This window comes from Mesorhizobium sp. WSM4976, from assembly GCF_029625685.1.
Lineage (GTDB): Bacteria > Pseudomonadota > Alphaproteobacteria > Rhizobiales > Rhizobiaceae > Mesorhizobium.
The window spans coordinates 114,111-129,752 of the sequence record NZ_JARTVT010000002.1 but is presented as its reverse complement, the minus strand read 5'-3'; the positions used below and the strand labels follow the sequence as shown (position 1 = coordinate 129,752).

Annotated in this window: 18 protein-coding genes; 4 read left to right on the top strand and 14 right to left on the bottom strand. The window is 60.0% G+C overall.

Going from position 1 to position 15,642, the window contains the following annotated elements:
• Positions 1-7: 7 nt before the first annotated feature.
• Positions 8-553, bottom strand: a complete 546-nt coding sequence (locus P9272_RS02940) for a DUF488 domain-containing protein (protein ID WP_278158860.1) — start codon at positions 551-553, stop codon at positions 8-10.
• 62 nt (positions 554-615) lie between these two features.
• Positions 616-1,461 carry a LysR family transcriptional regulator gene (locus P9272_RS02935; protein ID WP_278158858.1) on the bottom strand — a complete coding sequence of 282 codons (846 nt, stop codon included), beginning with the start codon at positions 1,459-1,461 and terminating at the stop codon, positions 616-618.
• Positions 1,462-1,581: 120 nt separating this feature from the next.
• On the opposite strand from P9272_RS02935, the gene P9272_RS02930 reads away from it, so the two are divergent.
• The 3 genes from P9272_RS02930 to P9272_RS02920 all read left to right on the top strand — a co-directional run bounded on the left by P9272_RS02930 (position 1,582) and on the right by P9272_RS02920 (position 4,603).
• A complete protein-coding gene (locus P9272_RS02930) occupies positions 1,582-2,244 on the top strand; it encodes a 5-formyltetrahydrofolate cyclo-ligase (protein WP_278158856.1) in 663 nt (220 codons plus the stop codon).
• A gap of 103 nt (positions 2,245-2,347) precedes the next feature.
• The gene (gene ctaD / locus P9272_RS02925; RefSeq protein WP_278158854.1) at positions 2,348-3,943 is read left to right on the top strand and encodes a cytochrome c oxidase subunit I; all 1,596 of its coding nucleotides are present in this window, start codon (positions 2,348-2,350) and stop codon (positions 3,941-3,943) included.
• 48 nt (positions 3,944-3,991) lie between these two features.
• Positions 3,992-4,603 carry a Tim44/TimA family putative adaptor protein gene (locus P9272_RS02920; RefSeq protein WP_278158852.1) on the top strand — a complete coding sequence of 204 codons (612 nt, stop codon included), beginning with the start codon at positions 3,992-3,994 and terminating at the stop codon, positions 4,601-4,603.
• A 135-nt stretch (positions 4,604-4,738) separates the two neighbouring features.
• Here P9272_RS02920 and P9272_RS02915 read toward each other — a convergent pair whose 3' ends face one another.
• From P9272_RS02915 to P9272_RS02875, 9 genes are all read right to left on the bottom strand, one after another.
• A complete protein-coding gene (locus P9272_RS02915; RefSeq protein WP_278158850.1) occupies positions 4,739-5,386 on the bottom strand; it encodes a universal stress protein in 648 nt (215 codons plus the stop codon).
• A gap of 354 nt (positions 5,387-5,740) precedes the next feature.
• Positions 5,741-6,037 (bottom strand): hypothetical protein, encoded by a 297-nt coding sequence (locus tag P9272_RS02910; protein WP_278158848.1) that lies wholly within the window; start codon positions 6,035-6,037, stop codon positions 5,741-5,743.
• Between the two features lie 83 nt (positions 6,038-6,120).
• Positions 6,121-7,656: an FAD-dependent oxidoreductase gene (locus tag P9272_RS02905; protein ID WP_278158846.1), complete on the bottom strand. Its 1,536-nt coding sequence runs from the start codon at positions 7,654-7,656 to the stop codon at positions 6,121-6,123.
• Positions 7,657-7,835: 179 nt separating this feature from the next.
• Positions 7,836-8,492 carry a fructose-6-phosphate aldolase gene (fsa, locus tag P9272_RS02900; RefSeq protein WP_278158844.1) on the bottom strand — a complete coding sequence of 219 codons (657 nt, stop codon included), beginning with the start codon at positions 8,490-8,492 and terminating at the stop codon, positions 7,836-7,838.
• 147 nt (positions 8,493-8,639) lie between these two features.
• On the bottom strand, positions 8,640-9,011 hold the full coding sequence (locus tag P9272_RS02895) for a DUF488 family protein (RefSeq protein WP_278158843.1): 372 nt from the start codon (positions 9,009-9,011) through the stop codon (positions 8,640-8,642).
• On the bottom strand, positions 9,008-9,232 hold the full coding sequence (locus tag P9272_RS02890) for a hypothetical protein (protein ID WP_278158841.1): 225 nt from the start codon (positions 9,230-9,232) through the stop codon (positions 9,008-9,010). Before P9272_RS02890 ends, P9272_RS02895 begins: the two co-directional genes overlap by 4 nt.
• A 37-nt stretch (positions 9,233-9,269) precedes the next feature.
• On the bottom strand, positions 9,270-9,677 hold the full coding sequence (locus P9272_RS02885) for a cytochrome c family protein (RefSeq protein ID WP_278158839.1): 408 nt from the start codon (positions 9,675-9,677) through the stop codon (positions 9,270-9,272).
• A 93-nt stretch (positions 9,678-9,770) separates the two neighbouring features.
• Positions 9,771-11,540 carry a GMC family oxidoreductase gene (locus P9272_RS02880; protein ID WP_278158838.1) on the bottom strand — a complete coding sequence of 590 codons (1,770 nt, stop codon included), beginning with the start codon at positions 11,538-11,540 and terminating at the stop codon, positions 9,771-9,773.
• Between the two features lie 27 nt (positions 11,541-11,567).
• Positions 11,568-12,326: a gluconate 2-dehydrogenase subunit 3 family protein gene (locus tag P9272_RS02875; RefSeq protein WP_278158836.1), complete on the bottom strand. Its 759-nt coding sequence runs from the start codon at positions 12,324-12,326 to the stop codon at positions 11,568-11,570.
• 187 nt (positions 12,327-12,513) lie between these two features.
• On the opposite strand from P9272_RS02875, the gene P9272_RS02870 reads away from it, so the two are divergent.
• Complete coding sequence (locus tag P9272_RS02870; RefSeq protein ID WP_278158834.1) at positions 12,514-13,386, top strand: LysR family transcriptional regulator; 873 nt, start codon at positions 12,514-12,516, stop codon at positions 13,384-13,386.
• Here the strand turns inward: P9272_RS02870 and P9272_RS02865 are convergent.
• The 3 genes from P9272_RS02865 to P9272_RS02855 form a co-directional block, all read right to left on the bottom strand.
• The gene (locus tag P9272_RS02865; protein ID WP_278158832.1) at positions 13,379-14,209 is read right to left on the bottom strand and encodes an ATP-binding protein; all 831 of its coding nucleotides are present in this window, start codon (positions 14,207-14,209) and stop codon (positions 13,379-13,381) included. The two genes, P9272_RS02870 and P9272_RS02865, sit on opposite strands and share 8 nt — an antisense overlap.
• A 112-nt stretch (positions 14,210-14,321) precedes the next feature.
• Positions 14,322-14,846, bottom strand: coding sequence for a plastocyanin/azurin family copper-binding protein (locus P9272_RS02860; protein WP_278158830.1), 525 nt, complete (start codon positions 14,844-14,846; stop codon positions 14,322-14,324).
• Positions 14,843-15,256 (bottom strand): DUF5602 domain-containing protein, encoded by a 414-nt coding sequence (locus P9272_RS02855; protein ID WP_278158828.1) that lies wholly within the window; start codon positions 15,254-15,256, stop codon positions 14,843-14,845. Before P9272_RS02855 ends, P9272_RS02860 begins: the two co-directional genes overlap by 4 nt.
• Positions 15,257-15,642: the final 386 nt, after the last annotated feature.

Below are 15,642 nucleotides of genomic sequence, written 5' to 3'. Positions count from 1 at the left end.
AACCCGACTATCCCGAAGGCTGTGAAGGCGGGTAGACAAGCGTCCCGTCGACCCTTGCCGTCACGCCGTCGGTGAGTTTTGCCGACTCCACGTTATCATGGCCCATCAGATGAAAAACGGTTTCGCCGTGGCTGATCAGATAGTCAGCCACGATTCTCCGGTGACAGCGCCACCAGAGTGTTTCCGAGCACATGATGGCACACCGCCGTTGCCTGCCGAGGGCCATAAGCCGGTTCAAGCCGCCATGAAACTCCGCGGAGAGCGCGTAGTCGGCGTAGTTGTGAAAACTCTGGTTGATCCAGAATGCGTTGAGCGTTGGCGGAATGTCGTGTGCCTTGCCGCGCAGGCCGCCAAGCTCGGCAATGTGTTCATAACCGATGCCGAACGCCGCCAGGCTTTCCGGAAGCACTTCGCTGTTGAATTGCGGATTGGCCCGCGATCGTCTGACGGTCCTGATGTCGACCACCAGGGCGACTTCTCCAACTTGCAGCAGTGCAACGAATTCGGCAATCGACCGGGTCGAGTGGCCGATGGTGTAAAATGGATAAGGCATGTTCGGTCAATCCGTGGCGATGCGTCCTTCCAGCCACGTTGCTTCGCGCCTGGGAGGAACGATCATTTCACAACTTGCTTCAGGCCGCGTAGCGCCGCCTGCACGTCGGCTCGCGCCTCGTTTGCTTCAGCATAGACGGCATAGGCCGGGTAGGTGAATTCCGGCGCGCCCTCCAGCACTTCCAGCTGCCCCGCCTCGATATGCGGAGCCGCGGCGCCCCTGCGGAAATATCCCATACCACCGGCGCGCAGGATGTAGCTCAGACCGAGTGGACCGAGGCCGACCATAAGGCCCGGCTCGCCAAAGGCGGAGGAACTGGCATCGTGCTGGGCCGCAAACAGTGGCCCCCAGTCGACATAGACATAGTGCTTGGAGTCCGCAGGTTCTCCGTCTGTGTCTGTCGTCCGGACCAGGATGAGTTGCTCCTCGAGGAGAAGCTCTACCCTGAAGCCCGGGAGCAGCTTGGGCGCGTAAAGCACCGCGATATCAAGGACCCCGGTCCTGAGCTGCTCGATGAGTTGGTCCGGCACCCCGACCTGTGCTTGGATGGCGATTTCCGGCCTCGCCTTCCTCATCCAGACCAGCCAGTCCAGCAGAAGCGGGTTCCAGAGGCTCAGCTCGCCGCCCAGCGCCACGACGCTCGTCCGTCCCGAGGGGATCGCGAGTTGATGGCGAGCCCGCTCCCAGATCTGCACGAACGACTGCGCGTACCGCTCGAACTCGCGGCCCGCCGGGGTCAATTGCGCGCCGTTACGGTTGCGGATGAAGAGCTGACGTCCAAGCTCTTCCTCCAGCGTGCGTATGCGCGCGCTCACGGTGGTCTGGGTCACGTGAAGGCGATCCGCAGCCTTCAGGAAACTGCCCGAATGGACGATTTCAAGGAAAGTGCGCGCTCGATCGATGTCCACCGACTCCTCCTATGAATGCAATAATTTTGCACTGCTACAGCATTTAATTCCGTTTGCCTTCCTGTTTTCTGCAGAGCACGCTCCGGGAAACGTGTGGGGCGCACGGATACGGAGCTGGCGATGGCCGAGAAGAGATACCCCGACCCTGAAATCCACGAATACGCATCCCCGCCCTGCTATGCGCACGAGCTTTCACCCGAGTATGGCGGGCGTTCGGAGCCAGCAGAATCCTGGAGCGAAATCCTGCGCTGGCGCAAGGCGGAGCGGCAGAGGCTGATCGAGGAGCGCCTGGCCCTCGACGTCGAGGAGAGGAAGGCCAAGTCGGACCGCATCGCTTCGCGTCTGGACCTTGCCACCGGCAAGGTCAGCGGGCGCATCGTCAGCGGGTATTGGCCCTTCCGCGGCGAACCCGATCTTCGCAACTGGGCGATCAAGATCATCGAACGCGGCGGCCGGATCGCGCTTCCTGTCGTCATCAGGAAGGGCTGGCCCCTGGAATTCCGCGTCTGGAGGCCGGGCGACCCGCTTGAGCGTGGCGTGTGGAACATCCTGGTTCCGTCACGCGGCCCCTCGGTCTTGCCGGACGTCGTGATCGCGCCGGTGGTCGGCTTCGACGCAGCAAACTACCGCCTGGGATATGGCGGCGGCTTCTTCGACAGGACGCTTGCCGCGATGCACCGGCGGCCGCTGGTCGTCGGTGTGGGTTACGCAGGAAGCCGGCTGCGAACGATCCATCCGCAGCCTCACGACATTCCGATGGACGTGATCGTCACGGACGACTGAAACACGAACAAGACAGCGCCTGGTTCCCCGATCGCGACCGCGGCTGAACGCCGTCCATCGTCGCAACTATCCCGCATGCCTGATTGAAAGGCAGGAGAGCACCATGTCGAATCCAGCAACAACGTTCGACGATCACAAGCCCCGGTTTCTCGTCAGGTGGCTGTGGTCGACCAACCACAAGGATATCGGGACGCTTTACCTTCTGTTCTCGATCATGACCGGGGTCTTCGGCACCGCACTTTCGGTGCTGATCCGGATGGAACTTCAGGAGCCCGGCCTGCAGATATTCAGCAATCCGATGGCCTACAATGTCGTCGTCAGTTCCCACGGCCTGGTCATGATCTTCTTCGTCCTCATGCCGGCGCTGATCGGCGGCTTCGGCAACTGGATGGTGCCGATCATGATCGGCGCGCCGGACATGGCGTTTCCGCGCATGAACAACATCTCGTTCTGGCTGCTGGTGGCGTCGTTCATTCTCTTCATCACCTCAATGTTCGTGCCGGGAGCGCCCGGCACGCTCGGCCACGGCGGCGGCTGGACGCTTTATCCACCGCTCTCGACCTCCGGCCAGCCGGGCCCCGCGGTCGACCTCGTCATTCTGTCGATACACCTTGCAGGAGCATCATCTATCCTCGGTGCGATCAATTTCATCACGACGATCTTCAACATGCGCGCGCCGGGAATGACGATGCACAAGATGCCTCTGTTCGCCTGGTCGATGCTGGTCACGGCCTTCATGCTTCTCATGTCGCTGCCGGTGCTTGCCGGCGCGATCACGATGCTGCTCACGGATCGCAACTTCGGCACGACTTTCTTCGTCCCGGACGGCGGCGGCGATCCGATCCTCTACCAGCACCTGTTCTGGTTCTTCGGTCATCCCGAAGTCTACATCATGATCCTGCCCGGCTTCGGCATCATCAGTCACGTCATCTCGACCTTCGCCAAGAAGCCGATCTTCGGCTATATCGGCATGGCCTATGCGATGGTGGCCATCGGCATGATCGGTTTCGTTGTCTGGGCGCATCACATGTATACGACCGGCATCTCCGTCGACAGCCAGCGCTACTTCGCCTTCGCCTCGATGGTGATCGCCGTTCCGACGGGAGTGAAGGTGTTCTCGTGGCTGGCCACGATGTGGGGCGGGTCGATCGAGTTCAAGACGCCGATGCTGTGGGCGACAGGCTTCATCCTGCTCTTCACCATCGGCGGCGTCACCGGGATCATGGTCGCCAGCCCCGGCATCGACCGCTCGTTGCACGACACCTATTTCGTGATCGCCCACTTCCACTATGTGCTGTCCCTGGGAGCCGTCTTCGCCATTTTCGCAGGCTTCTACTACTGGTTTCCGAAGATGACCGGCTACATGTACAATGAAAGGATGGGCAAGCTGCATTTCTGGCTAATGTTCATCGGCGTGAACCTTGTCTTCTTCCCGCAGCATTTTCTCGGCATGGCCGGCATGCCGCGCCGCACCGCCGACTACCCCGACGCTTTCGCCGGCTGGAATTTCGTCGCGTCGATCGGGTCCTACATCTCGACGGCCGGACTGATCGTCTTCTTCATAATGGTCGCCGAGGCCTTTGCCCGCAAACGTCAAGCTGCCGCCAATCCATGGGGCGTTGGGGCGACCACGCTTGAATGGCAGCTGCCCTCGCCGCCGCCTTTCCATCAGTGGGAAAAGCTGCCCCGCATCAACTGAACACATCAAGGGGCTGCACGCTTCGACAAGCCGTCGGAGGGAATGTTCATGAACGAGACCACAGATCCGAACGGCCAAATCCTGCTCGTCGTGATGATCGCGTTTTATTGGGCAATGCTGAGCGGTTGGAGCCAACTCCTGTCGCGCTGGAACGACAGCAGGACCAATCGGGCGGCTGCGCCGACACGGGGCGACGGCGATATCAAACACCCCGGGGACGGCCCCCTGGATGCTCTTCGAGAGATCGACACGCAGTTCGATCTCACTGAATTTCTGCACGGCGCCAAGATGGCCTATGAAGCCGTTCTGCGGGCCTATGCGGAAGGTGACATCCAGACGTTAAAGTGCCTTGTCGGGCCTGAAGTGTTTCACGTGTTCGAGCAAGAAGTCGCTGGTCGCCGGGATCGGGAGGAGATGCTGCAACTCACCATCATCGGCACGCGCGAGGCAAAGGTCGTTGACGCTGTCGTGGAGGATGGCACCGCAAAGATCGTTGTGCGGTACGTCTCCGAAGTGGTCTGTGTCACACGCTCGGCCGACAGTGCGATCATCGCCGGCGATCCGCTGCAGCTCGTCGAGGTGATCGATAGCTGGACGTTTGCCTGTCATATCCCGTCAATGAGGCGGAATTGGATGTTGATCGCCACGGAGGGCGAATAGCAGATCGGTGCTCTTTGGATATGTTGCCCGACAGCCGCTTCAACGCTGGGTCGGTGTCCGATCACTCAAGCGCATGACGACACGATCGAATTTGTCAGCCTTTGACAAGGCGCACCCACTAGTTGTGCGTCATGATCAATTCGACATGATCCGATTCAGTCGATCATTTTGCAGCAGCGAACGGGTAGCCCCGCCGAAGATCCACTCCCTGAAACTGCTGTGGCCGTACGCGCCGGATATGACCAGATTCGCATGCATTGCCTCGGCCACATCGGCGATCGTCCTGCCGTCGGATTTTTCCGGGAACACCTCAGCCTTGGCCTTTACGCCGTGAAAGGAAAGCGAGGCAACGACATCGTCCAGGCTGTTCCAGGTTTCGTCGGTCGCGTCATTGTCGATCGTAACGACACGCACCTCCTGGGCCAATTGCAGAAAAGGCATGGCATCGGTAACCGCGCGCCTGGCTTCCCGAGTGTCCTTCCATCCGACTAGAACCTTGTCGATGCGGAAATTGTCCTGGTTGGCCGACGCGACAAGTACAGGCCGTCCGGCTTGGAGAATCACGTTGCCGATATCGGTGGAACGATGGGCATCGCCACGAGAGCCGCCATCGGGCGGCGTTGTGACGATGAGGTCGCCGACGCGCGACGCGCCAATCAGCAAGCGGGTCGGATTGCCCACAGCCCCGCGCCATTCGGTATCGATCGCTGCGCCGGCAAGGCCTTCGAACTCCGCGCGAAGGCTCTCAAGCCGTCGCTCGATGTTCTTGCGCTGACGCATCATGCTCTCTCCTTCGAAGGCCACGCCTCCTTCCATCACCACGGGCGGCGGGACATCGGCAGCCGAGAGACCGATCAGTCGCGCGTCGAAGCGCCGAGCCAGATCGACTGCGAGCTTGACAACCGGAGCGGCGGCGCGGTCGATATCGAGATTGAGAACGATTGACTTGTAGCTCATGGATTTTCCTTCCAGGATTGGAGACGATGCCGCGCCGGCGGCGAGAGTGCCAGGCATCCTGCCGCCAGGCGTGGCTTCGCAACGTGGCGGCCCTTCAGGTCCGGCCACGGCTTTTCGAAATTCGATAGCCAAGGATCAGATCAGATGGTGCGTCGACCGGCGCGATCGTGAGGTTCGCGCTTAATCGAACATGATCCGAGCGGTTCCCCTTTTTGCGATCAACATTCTCCGAGCCTCTTGGACGCGCTCGGCCTGTTGCTTGGTATAGGGCCCCATCGGCCGGGTCGTTTGATCGCCCCGGCGAACCCGGCAGTACCAGCGGCCACTGTCCGAGAAGATTTCAACCGAGGTCGGCGGCTCATTCGCCGACTGTTTGGCGACCTCGTCGACGAACATCACGATCTTCGAATGATGTTGGGCCAGCGAAGCAGTGCGCAAAGCGATGGTGGCGTTAAGTTCCTGCTGCACTGTGGACATAGTCGAGCTCCTTTCATCACAACAAAAATTCGCTTCGCCGTCTCTGACCGCGCCCTGCTCGGATTGGAGTGGCAAAGGGCATGTCAGGTAGCTATCTGGCGCTCCATCTCGACCTCCGCCTTCAGGCTCTCGATGTCGCGGAAGATCGAAGCGACGGCAAACGTGCGCCCCTTGCGCTTGAAGCGCAGCAGGCAGTCCTTGGCAGCAATGTCGCCTTCGGCCGCGATCTCGTCCCATTGCCCGGCATGGCCGACATAGTTGATGGGAACATCGTAGTGCTGGCTCCAGAAGAAGGGCACCGCGACGAATTTCTCGCCATGTCCGAGCATGTTGAGCGCGGCCGTCTGCCCCTGTCTCTCAGCAACCGCCCAATGCTCGACGCGAATGTTCTCGCCGCTGTGAGGATCTGGCCATCGCGCAATGTCGCCGGCGGCGAATATCCGCGGCTCGCTCGTTTCCAGGAAGGCATCCACGACGATGCCGTGGTCGACGACCAACCCAGCAGTTTCGGCAAGTGCGGTGCGCGGCCGCACCCCGATGCCGACGACCACGAAGTCTGCCGACAAGGCGCCGCCGCTGCTGAGATTTACCATCTTGGCTTCGATGCTGCTCGCCGTATCCTCGAGATGGAATACGACGCCATGTTCTTCATGGAGGGCGCGGATGAAGTCGCCCATCTGCGAACCCAGCACCCGCTCCATAGGCCGTTTCTCCGGCGCGACGACATGCACTTCGATGTCGCGCGCGCGTAAAGCCGCGGCAACCTCGAGCCCGATGAAACTGGCCCCGAGCACGATCGCGCGGCTTGCCGTGGCGGCCTGCTTGATGATCGCCTCGCAATCTGCAAACGAGCGCAACGTGTGAACGTGCGGCAGGTCGGCGCCGGGGATGGTCAGGCGGACGGGTTGGGCTCCCGTTGCAATCAGCAGCCTGTCATAGGGGACCCTTCCTCCATCCGCGAGGACCACCTCGTGGGAACGCAGGTCGATGTCAACGGCCTTTGTATTGAGACGCAGGTCAATGTTGTTCTTGAAATAGAATTTCTCCCCGCGGAGCGGGATCCATTCCTCCGGGGCCTTTCCGGCAAGGTAGTCCTTGGAGAGGTTCGGGCGGTCGACGGGCGGCGATCGGTCGTCGCTGAGCATGACGATGCTGCCCTGGAACTGCTCCCGCCGTAGCCTTTCCGCCGCCGCGAAGCCCGCCGCGCCGCCGCCTATGATAACGATTTTCTCGGGGACCTTGCCGGAGCTTCCAGGGCGTGGCTTCGGACCGCTCCGTTCCAATTTCTCGCCGACGAATATACGGCCGTCCCTCTGCTCGACTGCCCAGCAAGCGAGTGGGTTGAAGGCGGGCGCGCGCAGGGCCTCGCCCGTGCGCAAATCGAAGCACGCATGATGCCAAGGACAGCGGACGGTGTCCTCCACCACAAGGCCGTCGACGAGCGGCCCGCCGTAGTGTGTGCAGGACGCCGCCACGGCGAGCACCTCGGTTCCGCGACGCACCAGCAGCACCTGGTCGTCGCCGCATCTGCCGACCAGCTTGCCGCCGTCGGGAAGATCGGCATGCGCGATACCTTGCTTCAAATCCGGTCCAGTCGGAGTACTTTGGTCTTGAGCCATTGCCCTCTCCTTGTCGCTCAGGAATCGGAGACGCCTTTTGCGGTCGAGAAGCCGGAATTCCTTAGTCACAGCGTCAGAATTCAGCGACAGTTTCTCGCTACTTCAGCCATCACGCAAACGAATTTAATCGGCAATTGCGAGCAATTTTTATGATATTCGCCGACGGGGGCCGCGCGTGCTTACAGGATCGCTTGTCCCGTCTTGCTCCAGTCGGCAAGAAAGGACGTCAGTCCCTTGTCGGTGAGCGGATGTTTGGCGAGATTTCTGAGCACTGCTGGCGGAATGGTCGCGATATCGGCGCCTGCCATCGCTGCCTGTTTGACATGGAGAGGGGAACGAATTGAAGACGCGAGGATCTGTGTCGTGAACGACTTGTCGTTGTCGTAGATCGTGCGGATTTCCCGGATCGCTTCCATGCCATCCAGACCAAGATCGTCCAGCCTTCCGACGAACGGCGAAATGAAAGTGGCACCCGCTTTGGCTGCGAGCAGCGCCTGGTTGGCGGAAAAGCACAGCGTGACGTTGACCTTGTGTCCGAGCTGACTGAGCGCCCGGCATGCCCTGAACCCGTCCCACGTGGACGGTACCTTTACGGCTACGTTGGCCGCAATGCTGGCCAAACGCTTTCCCTCGGCGATCATGCCGTCGAAGTCGGTCGCTGTGACTTCCGCTGAAACGGGGCCGTCGATTGTCTGGCAAATCTCTTTTATCACATCCGTGATCGGACGCCCGGCCTTTGCAATAAGGGACGGATTCGTAGTCACCCCGTCGAGAAACCCAGCGGCGGCAAGGTCGCGAATTTCAGATATGTCTGCGGTATCGACAAAGAATTTCATTGCTATTCTCCTCAACCGGACCCACCCAACGATTGGATGAATTTCCCTTGGTGTGGTTCCCGGGGAACATGAGTTGTTGCCGCTTTCGTGATCGCACGCCCTATGTCCTTGGAGGCAGTCGCATGTGCAGGCGCCAGCGTGGCGTCTCTATCGATGTCTCAGCAAAATCTCCCTAAGGACGACGGCATCGTTGTGGGCCTCGTCATGAGCTGAGTAGACAAGCGTGACGGCATCATTCCGCATCAGGTTGCGCAATTGGTCGAGCTCATCGCGATGCTCATGGACTTCCGCCGCATATCGCCGGCGGAATTCATCCCAGCGGGCTGGATCGTGCCCGAACCATTTCCGAAGCTCGGTGCTTGGCGCTAGCTCCTTCATCCAATAGTCGATAGCGGCTTCTGTCTTCTTGACCCCGCGCGGCCAAAGCCGGTCGACCAACACCCGCTTGCCGTCGCCGGCCGCCGGGCTCTCATATGCCCGTCTCAATTTTACTCTCTCGCTTAAGATTCTTTCGCTCATCGACGTCGTATCCCGTTCGTTGGCGTGTCGTTGACAGCATCCAGTAGGCCCGGGAACTCCTTTTTCAAGATCGCCTCGTCTGCCTGATCCGATACGAACACGAAGATGTCGCCGCGGTATCGCTCGATCCAGTGACGACCCGTGCCATGGCAGCGCAGGTAGTCGCCAATCTGATGGACTGTCGAAGAGCCCAGACCCTTGTGCAGGAGAAACTTCGTCAAGATTGTGCTTTCGCAGAGGGCGGGTTGGCCGACTGTTTCATGGGCCGACCTTCTGGCCTTGGGCATTGAACTGTTTCAGATATGCGATCACGTCGGCGATATCCTGGTCCTTGCTGAGGCCGGCAAATGTCATCTTGGTGCCGGGCACAAGTTTGCGCGGCGCGTGCAGATAGGTTGCCAGCGTCGGTTCATCCCAGGTCAGACCGGAATTCTTGTTTGCCGTGGAATAGTCGTAGCCCGGATAAGTACCGGCTGCACGACCGACGACACCATTCAATACAGGCCCCACCCCGTTCTTGGCATCGGGGCCAACCGCGTGGCAGGCCATGCACCTCTTGAAGACGGTTGCGCCGGCTGCGGCGTTGCCGGGGGATGCGTCCTGCGCATGGGCCGAGCCTACTGCGGCGAGCAGCGCGGTCGCCAATCCAAGCATCGTCGAGTTCATGTTCGCTTCTTCCAATGAGCGTTGGCCGTCGGGTCGAAAACCCTGTCACGCCTGCCGGACCCGAATCTCGGATCCGGATCCGGCAGCGTGGTCTCAGGAGGGAACCAGCGGGCCGGGGTTTTTCAGATACTGGTTCTTGATCGCGTCCGCCGCCCAGTAGGCAAGAGCGCCTACCGGTCCCGTCGGATTCTTGCCTGCGTTCTGGGGAAACACGCAGGCGCCGGTGACGAACACGTTCGGGACATCCCAGACCTGAAGGTACTTGTTCAGCACGCTGGTGCTTGGATCGGCTCCGAAGACTGCGCCGCCTGTGTTATGCGTGCTCTGATACGGCACGATGGAATACGGGACGGGGGGAATGCTCCGATCGACCTTGGTCGCCCCCATCTCCTTGGCAATCTTCACGCAGATGTCGGCCTGACCGTTCATCTGCTTTACCTCGTTGTCTTGGAAATCGAACGTCATCCTCATGAGAGGACGTCCGAAGACGTCGGTATAGGTCGGATCGAGGCTCAGATAGTTCTGCCGATAGGCCATCACAGCGCCTTGATTGCCCACGCTGGCAGCGTGGTCATAATTGTCGACCACCGCCTTCTTCCACTCGGATCCCCAACGCTGCGTGCCGTGTGGTGTCGGATGTGACTGGATGGGCCGGGCGCCCGAGTTGCTGCAACTGATGCCGCCGCCGCCGATGTAGCCAGCTTTCACGAAATCATAGTTGTCGCCGTTGAAATCATCCATGCAGGTGCCGAGCGCGCCGGCACCCATGAAGCGGTTCAGGATAGTCTTCCTGTCGAAGAAGGCCGTAGCCCCGCCGCCGCACTGATAGGCATAGTTGCGGCCGACCACTCCCTTCCCCGTCGCAGGGTCGTAGGGCACGCCAATCCCCGACTGCAGCAGCAGGTTGACGTTGCCGAGCGCATAGGCCGACAAAATGATGAGGTCGGCAGGCTGTTCAAATTCGCGCCCTCGTGCGTCGAGATAGGTGACGCTGACCGCCTTCTTGCGGGTCGAGTCTAGATTGACCTTCAGCACGATCGAATTGGTGCGCAGTTCGAAATTCGGGTTCTTGAGCGCTAGCGAGATGACGGTGAAATGCGGGCTGGCCTTGGCATTCGCCTCACAGCCGAAGCGCTCGCAAAAGCCACAATAATGGCATTGGCCGAAGGCTACGCCATCAGGATTGACATAGTCGCGCGACGCGTTGGAGGAGGGATTGGGAAAGGGATGATAGCCGAGATTGCGGGCCGCCTTCTCGAACATCACCATGCTCTGCGCGGCAGTCATCGGCGGATTGGGGTATTCTTCCTTTCGCGAGCCCTCGAAGATATTGCCGCCATCGATTTTCTTGCCGTTGAGATTGCCTGCCTTGCCGGAGGTGCCGCAGGTCTTTTCGAACTTGTCGTAATAGGGTTCGAGAACGTCATAGGTGATCGGCCAGTCCTGCAGGTGCATGTCCGAGGGGATGATCTTCTCGCCGTACTTGTCGACGGTCCGGGTGCGCGCCTGGTGATCCCATTCGAGCCAGCGCCAGGTCACGCCATTCCAATGCACGCCGGCGCCGCCAACCCCCTGGCCGGGCAGGAATGAGCCTAGCTGGCGCATAGGCAGCGCCGTTTGCGATTCACGGTTGCGGAACGTGATGGTTTCCCGCCGCACGTTCTGCATGAGGTCGTGGCGGGCGGCGTAGCGCAGCTCGTCATGGATTTCAGGGTCGATGAAGTCCGGATTGGTGTCACGCGGGCCTCCCCGCTCCAGGGCGACGATCTTCAGCTTGGTAGACGCAAGCTCCTTGGCAATGATGCCGCCGGTCCACCCGAGACCGACAATCAGGATATCGACAGAGTTGAGTTTGGTGGCCATGTCATAGTCTCCTTCTTCTTCCGTCGATTAGATGAGGTCCTGTATTCCCTTCGGTTCGGCCTTGTATGGCTTGTTCCGGAACGGTTCGATCTTGTCCGCGTACATGGCGTCCGCACCGGGGAAGCCAATCATCTTCCAGGCAGCCGCGTCCTTGTTCCCGCCGTACATCGGATCCGCGAAATAGCCCTCGATCGTGAGCTGCAAAAGGAGCCCGAAGAAGATCGTGGTCGGCACTGTCGGAAGCTCAATCTTCTTGCCGTCGAGGTCGGCCATCACCGCCGCGCGGTCCTTTGCCGAAAGGACGGCGAAGCTGCTCTTGTGGTTTTTCTGCACGAGGGCGTTGACGTCGGCGATGCCCGCCCGGATCAGCTCCGAGGGCGTCATCGCCAATTGATAGCCCTGCTCGGGTGAACCCTCGCCAAACGGTCCTTCCAGATAGAGGCGGTCGCCCTTGCCGTATCCGCTGGCCATCTGCCGGTCGATGTAGGTTGCCACGCCTAGCTCCTTCGCACCGGGGCCGGTTGAATCGCTGGGAATGAGCGTGTCGACCGCCGCCTCGACGAAGGCGGATTCGTCGACGTTGAAGAATTCGTAGCCGCCGTCTCGGGCATGAGGCTCGGCCGCGCGATGGTGCTTCGTGTCCGTGGCGGCAGCTGCCACGATCTCGTCCGCCGATGCGGTTCCGCCAAACGGCAGGGTGCCCGCTGCCGCGCCAGCCGCGCCGAACAGTTTTAGAAAGTCACGACGTCCGACATCGCCTTGGGGGTTCTTCTCGCTCTTCGTCATGATCGCTCCTGTGACGCTGCGGGCAAACGAGGGGTGAGGATGGAGAGGCCCATGCCCGCCCCATCCCGGCGCTGCGCCGCGTTCAGCACAAATCCGGTGAGTATTTGAAGAGCCTAATATTCCAACTTGCTATGTGGCAAACGAAATTCATTGACATTTAAGCGCAATTTTTATGCTATTAGCGGCCATGGATATTGAACTCGCCCGCACTTTTATCGAGATCGTTTCGACAGGGAGCTTCATTCGGGCTTCGGAGCGCTTGAACGTTGCCCAGACGACCGTAAGCGCGCGAATCCGCAACCTCGAGCAGCAGTTGGGCCGTCCGCTTTTTGTCCGCCACAAGGGTGGAGCTTCCCTCACGCCTGCCGGCGAGCAGTTTCTGCGCCACGCCCCGATGTTCGTGCAGCTTTGGCAACGCACCCTTCACCAGGTTGCCGTGCCCCCGGGACGCCGGGCCGTTCTTACAGTCGGCAGCGAGGTCAGCCTTGCACAACCCTTCCTGCTCGATTGGGTCCGATGGATGCGCCGTTCCCTTCAGGATATTGCGCTTCGCGTACACGTCGATGTGCCGCAGGATTTGATCAATCAGGTCGCCTCAGGAATGGTCGACTTGGCTATCATGTACGCGCCCCCCCACAGGCCGGGTTTGAAGATCGATCTCCTTCTGGAGGAAAAACTAGTACTCGTGACGACCAACTCCGAAGTGCGGCCCCTCGACGAATCCGATTATATTTATATGGATTGGGGTCCGGATTTTGGACTTCATCACGGGATGAATTTCCCAAGCGTTGCGCCGGACCTTTCTTTCGATCTCGGTCCGCTCGCGCTGAACTATGTTCTGGCAGCCGGCGGTTCCGGGTACTTCAGAATGAGCTCAGTGCAGCCTCACATAGAAGCCGGCCGACTGCACCTCGTGCCCGAAATGCCGCAGTTCTCATATCCTGTCTATGCGGTGCAATCCGCGACTGCGGACGAGACGGTAATGGGCCCTGCCCTGGCAGGGCTGCATTCCGTTGCAAGCGACATCAAAGCGCAGGATTCCTTGTCGACGCCTAAGTAGCCTGTTGGATTGATGGGAACAGGAGGTCGACCGTCGTTCCTACGCCTTGCTCGCTGGCGATGCGGATCTGGCCGCCAACCATCTGCGCCAATGCCTGCACGTGCGACAGTCCTATTCCCGTGCCCTTCTCGCCCTTTGTCGTGAAGAAGGGATCGAATGCCCTTTTCAGAACCTCCGAAGGCATGCCGCAACCATTGTCCTTGACGCGAACGTATGCGTAGGTTCCCGGCCCGTGCGGATCAGGTGACGCGGTCGCCTGAACCCATCGCCCGGTGATGACCCGTATCTCGCCACCATTTGGCATGGCGTCGCGCGCATTGATGACTAGATTGAGCACGGCTGCGTCTAAAAACGCGGGATCGATCAGGCAGCGCGGGATATCGGAACCAAGTTCGAGCTTGACGCTGGCGTCTGGTCCCGCGCCATACCGGAGGAAAGGCTCGAAAGACCTGAGGAACTCATTCAAGTCGCCGGCGTGGGCATCGAGCTCCTGATGCTTTGCGAAGGCGAGCAGCTGCGAGGTCAGCTCGATCCCTCGAGCGATTCCTTCCCGCGCCGCTGCAATATAGGCCCGCACTCTCTCGGGCTCGTCGGTTCGTTTCTCGGCAAGCCTCAAGCCGGATTCGATTACTGCCAGAAGGTTTCTGAAATCATGGGCAATGCCGCCAGTCATCTCACCCATGGCGGCAAGCCGGCGTGTCGCACGCTCACGTTGCTGGGCAGCGGTTCGGGCATCGGGAGGCATCGCCGATGTGTGGGCGTTCTCTACGTGCTCCATCTCCAACCGTGGCTGAGTCCCGGGCTGAAAAACATTGCCTGTCATGAAGGGTCACCCTCAATCGACCGATAACTGACGCGGCCAGAAACTCGCGCTCCTACCCGCATCGTCGCAATCAGTTCTCCCGTTGCTGATGGTTGTATCTCTTATCCATGGCCTAAGCGCGCCGAACGACCCCCTTCGCCATGATGTCTTCGACCGCTGGAAACGCCTTGAGAGCCTCCTCTGGAAGATCGCCATCCGCCCTGGCGAGCTCAGTCCAGCCATGCGTCTTGGGTTCGCCGACAATAATCCGGCCGACCATTCCGGCATGCTCATGCGGGATACAATAATAGTCATAGACCCCTTGCTCAGTGAAGGTGACCGAGAAGCTTTCATCGGGCAGAAGGTAGTCGGAATCCCACGACTTGGCTGCCTTGGGCATGCGAAGCGGTCGGTCGAAGTTTGCGGGATTATATGCTGTCGTCGTGTGCGAATTGCCAGGATTGAGATTGGTCCAGCGGATCGTCTGGCCAGGCTTGATCAGAATGCCGATCGGATCGAACCAGACGTGCGAGCCGTCGTCGCGCCCTTGCATCTTGATTTCGACCATCTCGCCGCCCCACGCGGCCGCAGAGGAGAGCGAAAAGGCGGCGACAAGGCCGCCGCCCGCGCCCAGTATCTCACGGCGCGTGAGTGTCATTTGGCGACCCTCGCTTCGTCGGCGCCCGAGACATGCCACAGTACGACGTGGACATGCGGTTCTGGCACCCCAGGGTGGCCAGCATTGTAGTAGACGTCGACATGATCGACATTGCCTCCGGGGGCCGCGAGGTTGTCAAAACGCTTGTTCGGATTGAGTTCCTTGATCGGCAGCATGTAGATGGTGCTGGCGAGCTTGCCATCGTGGTCGTAGGCAAGGAACGGACCTGCCGGCAATGTAGTCGGGTCAACGAAGAGCTGGCCCATGCCCGGGAGGAAGTCGGGCAATTTCACAAGCTTGCTGACCTGATCGTAAGGAGCAGCTGGTGGAGATTTGGTGACATCATTCGCTGCCAAAGCGCAAAACGAACTGGCCATCGTCACGACAACTGCGAGGGCAATCTTTTTCACCACGGTGACTCCTTGTTGAACCAGAACCGCGATGGCCGAAATCAGGAAGACCGTCAAAAAAGCGATTTAGTTGCTGGCACGGCCTGTTCGCGCTCAGCCAGCAAGCAGGAGACAATCCTGTTCGTCAAACGAAATTAAATGGGATTTCAGTGCATTATTTCTGCTAGCTACAGACCTGCTCTTGACTTGATTTCGGGGGATCTCTCACTACGTTTGAATCGTCATGATTATTGTACGCCTCGATTTCCGGCGAGAGCCGCGACGCCTCAAAATGGGTTGTTAGCCCGGACGCGAGAAGGCTTGGCAACGCGTCCGGGACGGCCAGCATTCTGACATCGTTCCGCTTGGTTCCACGTGCGGATCCGACAGGCGACTGAAGCCGATTT

What these genes read in the sequence shown, in the direction of transcription:
- P9272_RS02940 (WP_278158860.1), bottom strand. Translation starts at nt 553, where the DNA reads ATGCCTTATCCATTTTACACCATCGGCCACTCGACCCGGTCGATTGCC.
- P9272_RS02930 (WP_278158856.1), top strand. Translation starts at nt 1,582, where the DNA reads ATGGCCGAGAAGAGATACCCCGACCCTGAAATCCACGAATACGCATCC.
- ctaD (WP_278158854.1), top strand. Translation starts at nt 2,348, where the DNA reads ATGTCGAATCCAGCAACAACGTTCGACGATCACAAGCCCCGGTTTCTC.
- P9272_RS02920 (WP_278158852.1), top strand. Translation starts at nt 3,992, where the DNA reads ATGAACGAGACCACAGATCCGAACGGCCAAATCCTGCTCGTCGTGATG.
- P9272_RS02915 (WP_278158850.1), bottom strand. Translation starts at nt 5,386, where the DNA reads ATGATGCGTCAGCGCAAGAACATCGAGCGACGGCTTGAGAGCCTTCGC.
- P9272_RS02910 (WP_278158848.1), bottom strand. Translation starts at nt 6,037, where the DNA reads ATGTCCACAGTGCAGCAGGAACTTAACGCCACCATCGCTTTGCGCACT.
- P9272_RS02905 (WP_278158846.1), bottom strand. Translation starts at nt 7,656, where the DNA reads ATGGCTCAAGACCAAAGTACTCCGACTGGACCGGATTTGAAGCAAGGT.
- fsa (WP_278158844.1), bottom strand. Translation starts at nt 8,492, where the DNA reads ATGAAATTCTTTGTCGATACCGCAGACATATCTGAAATTCGCGACCTT.
- P9272_RS02895 (WP_278158843.1), bottom strand. Translation starts at nt 9,011, where the DNA reads ATGAGCGAAAGAATCTTAAGCGAGAGAGTAAAATTGAGACGGGCATAT.
- P9272_RS02885 (WP_278158839.1), bottom strand. Translation starts at nt 9,677, where the DNA reads ATGAACTCGACGATGCTTGGATTGGCGACCGCGCTGCTCGCCGCAGTA.
- P9272_RS02880 (WP_278158838.1), bottom strand. Translation starts at nt 11,540, where the DNA reads ATGGCCACCAAACTCAACTCTGTCGATATCCTGATTGTCGGTCTCGGG.
- P9272_RS02875 (WP_278158836.1), bottom strand. Translation starts at nt 12,326, where the DNA reads ATGACGAAGAGCGAGAAGAACCCCCAAGGCGATGTCGGACGTCGTGAC.
- P9272_RS02870 (WP_278158834.1), top strand. Translation starts at nt 12,514, where the DNA reads ATGGATATTGAACTCGCCCGCACTTTTATCGAGATCGTTTCGACAGGG.
- P9272_RS02865 (WP_278158832.1), bottom strand. Translation starts at nt 14,209, where the DNA reads ATGACAGGCAATGTTTTTCAGCCCGGGACTCAGCCACGGTTGGAGATG.
- P9272_RS02860 (WP_278158830.1), bottom strand. Translation starts at nt 14,846, where the DNA reads ATGACACTCACGCGCCGTGAGATACTGGGCGCGGGCGGCGGCCTTGTC.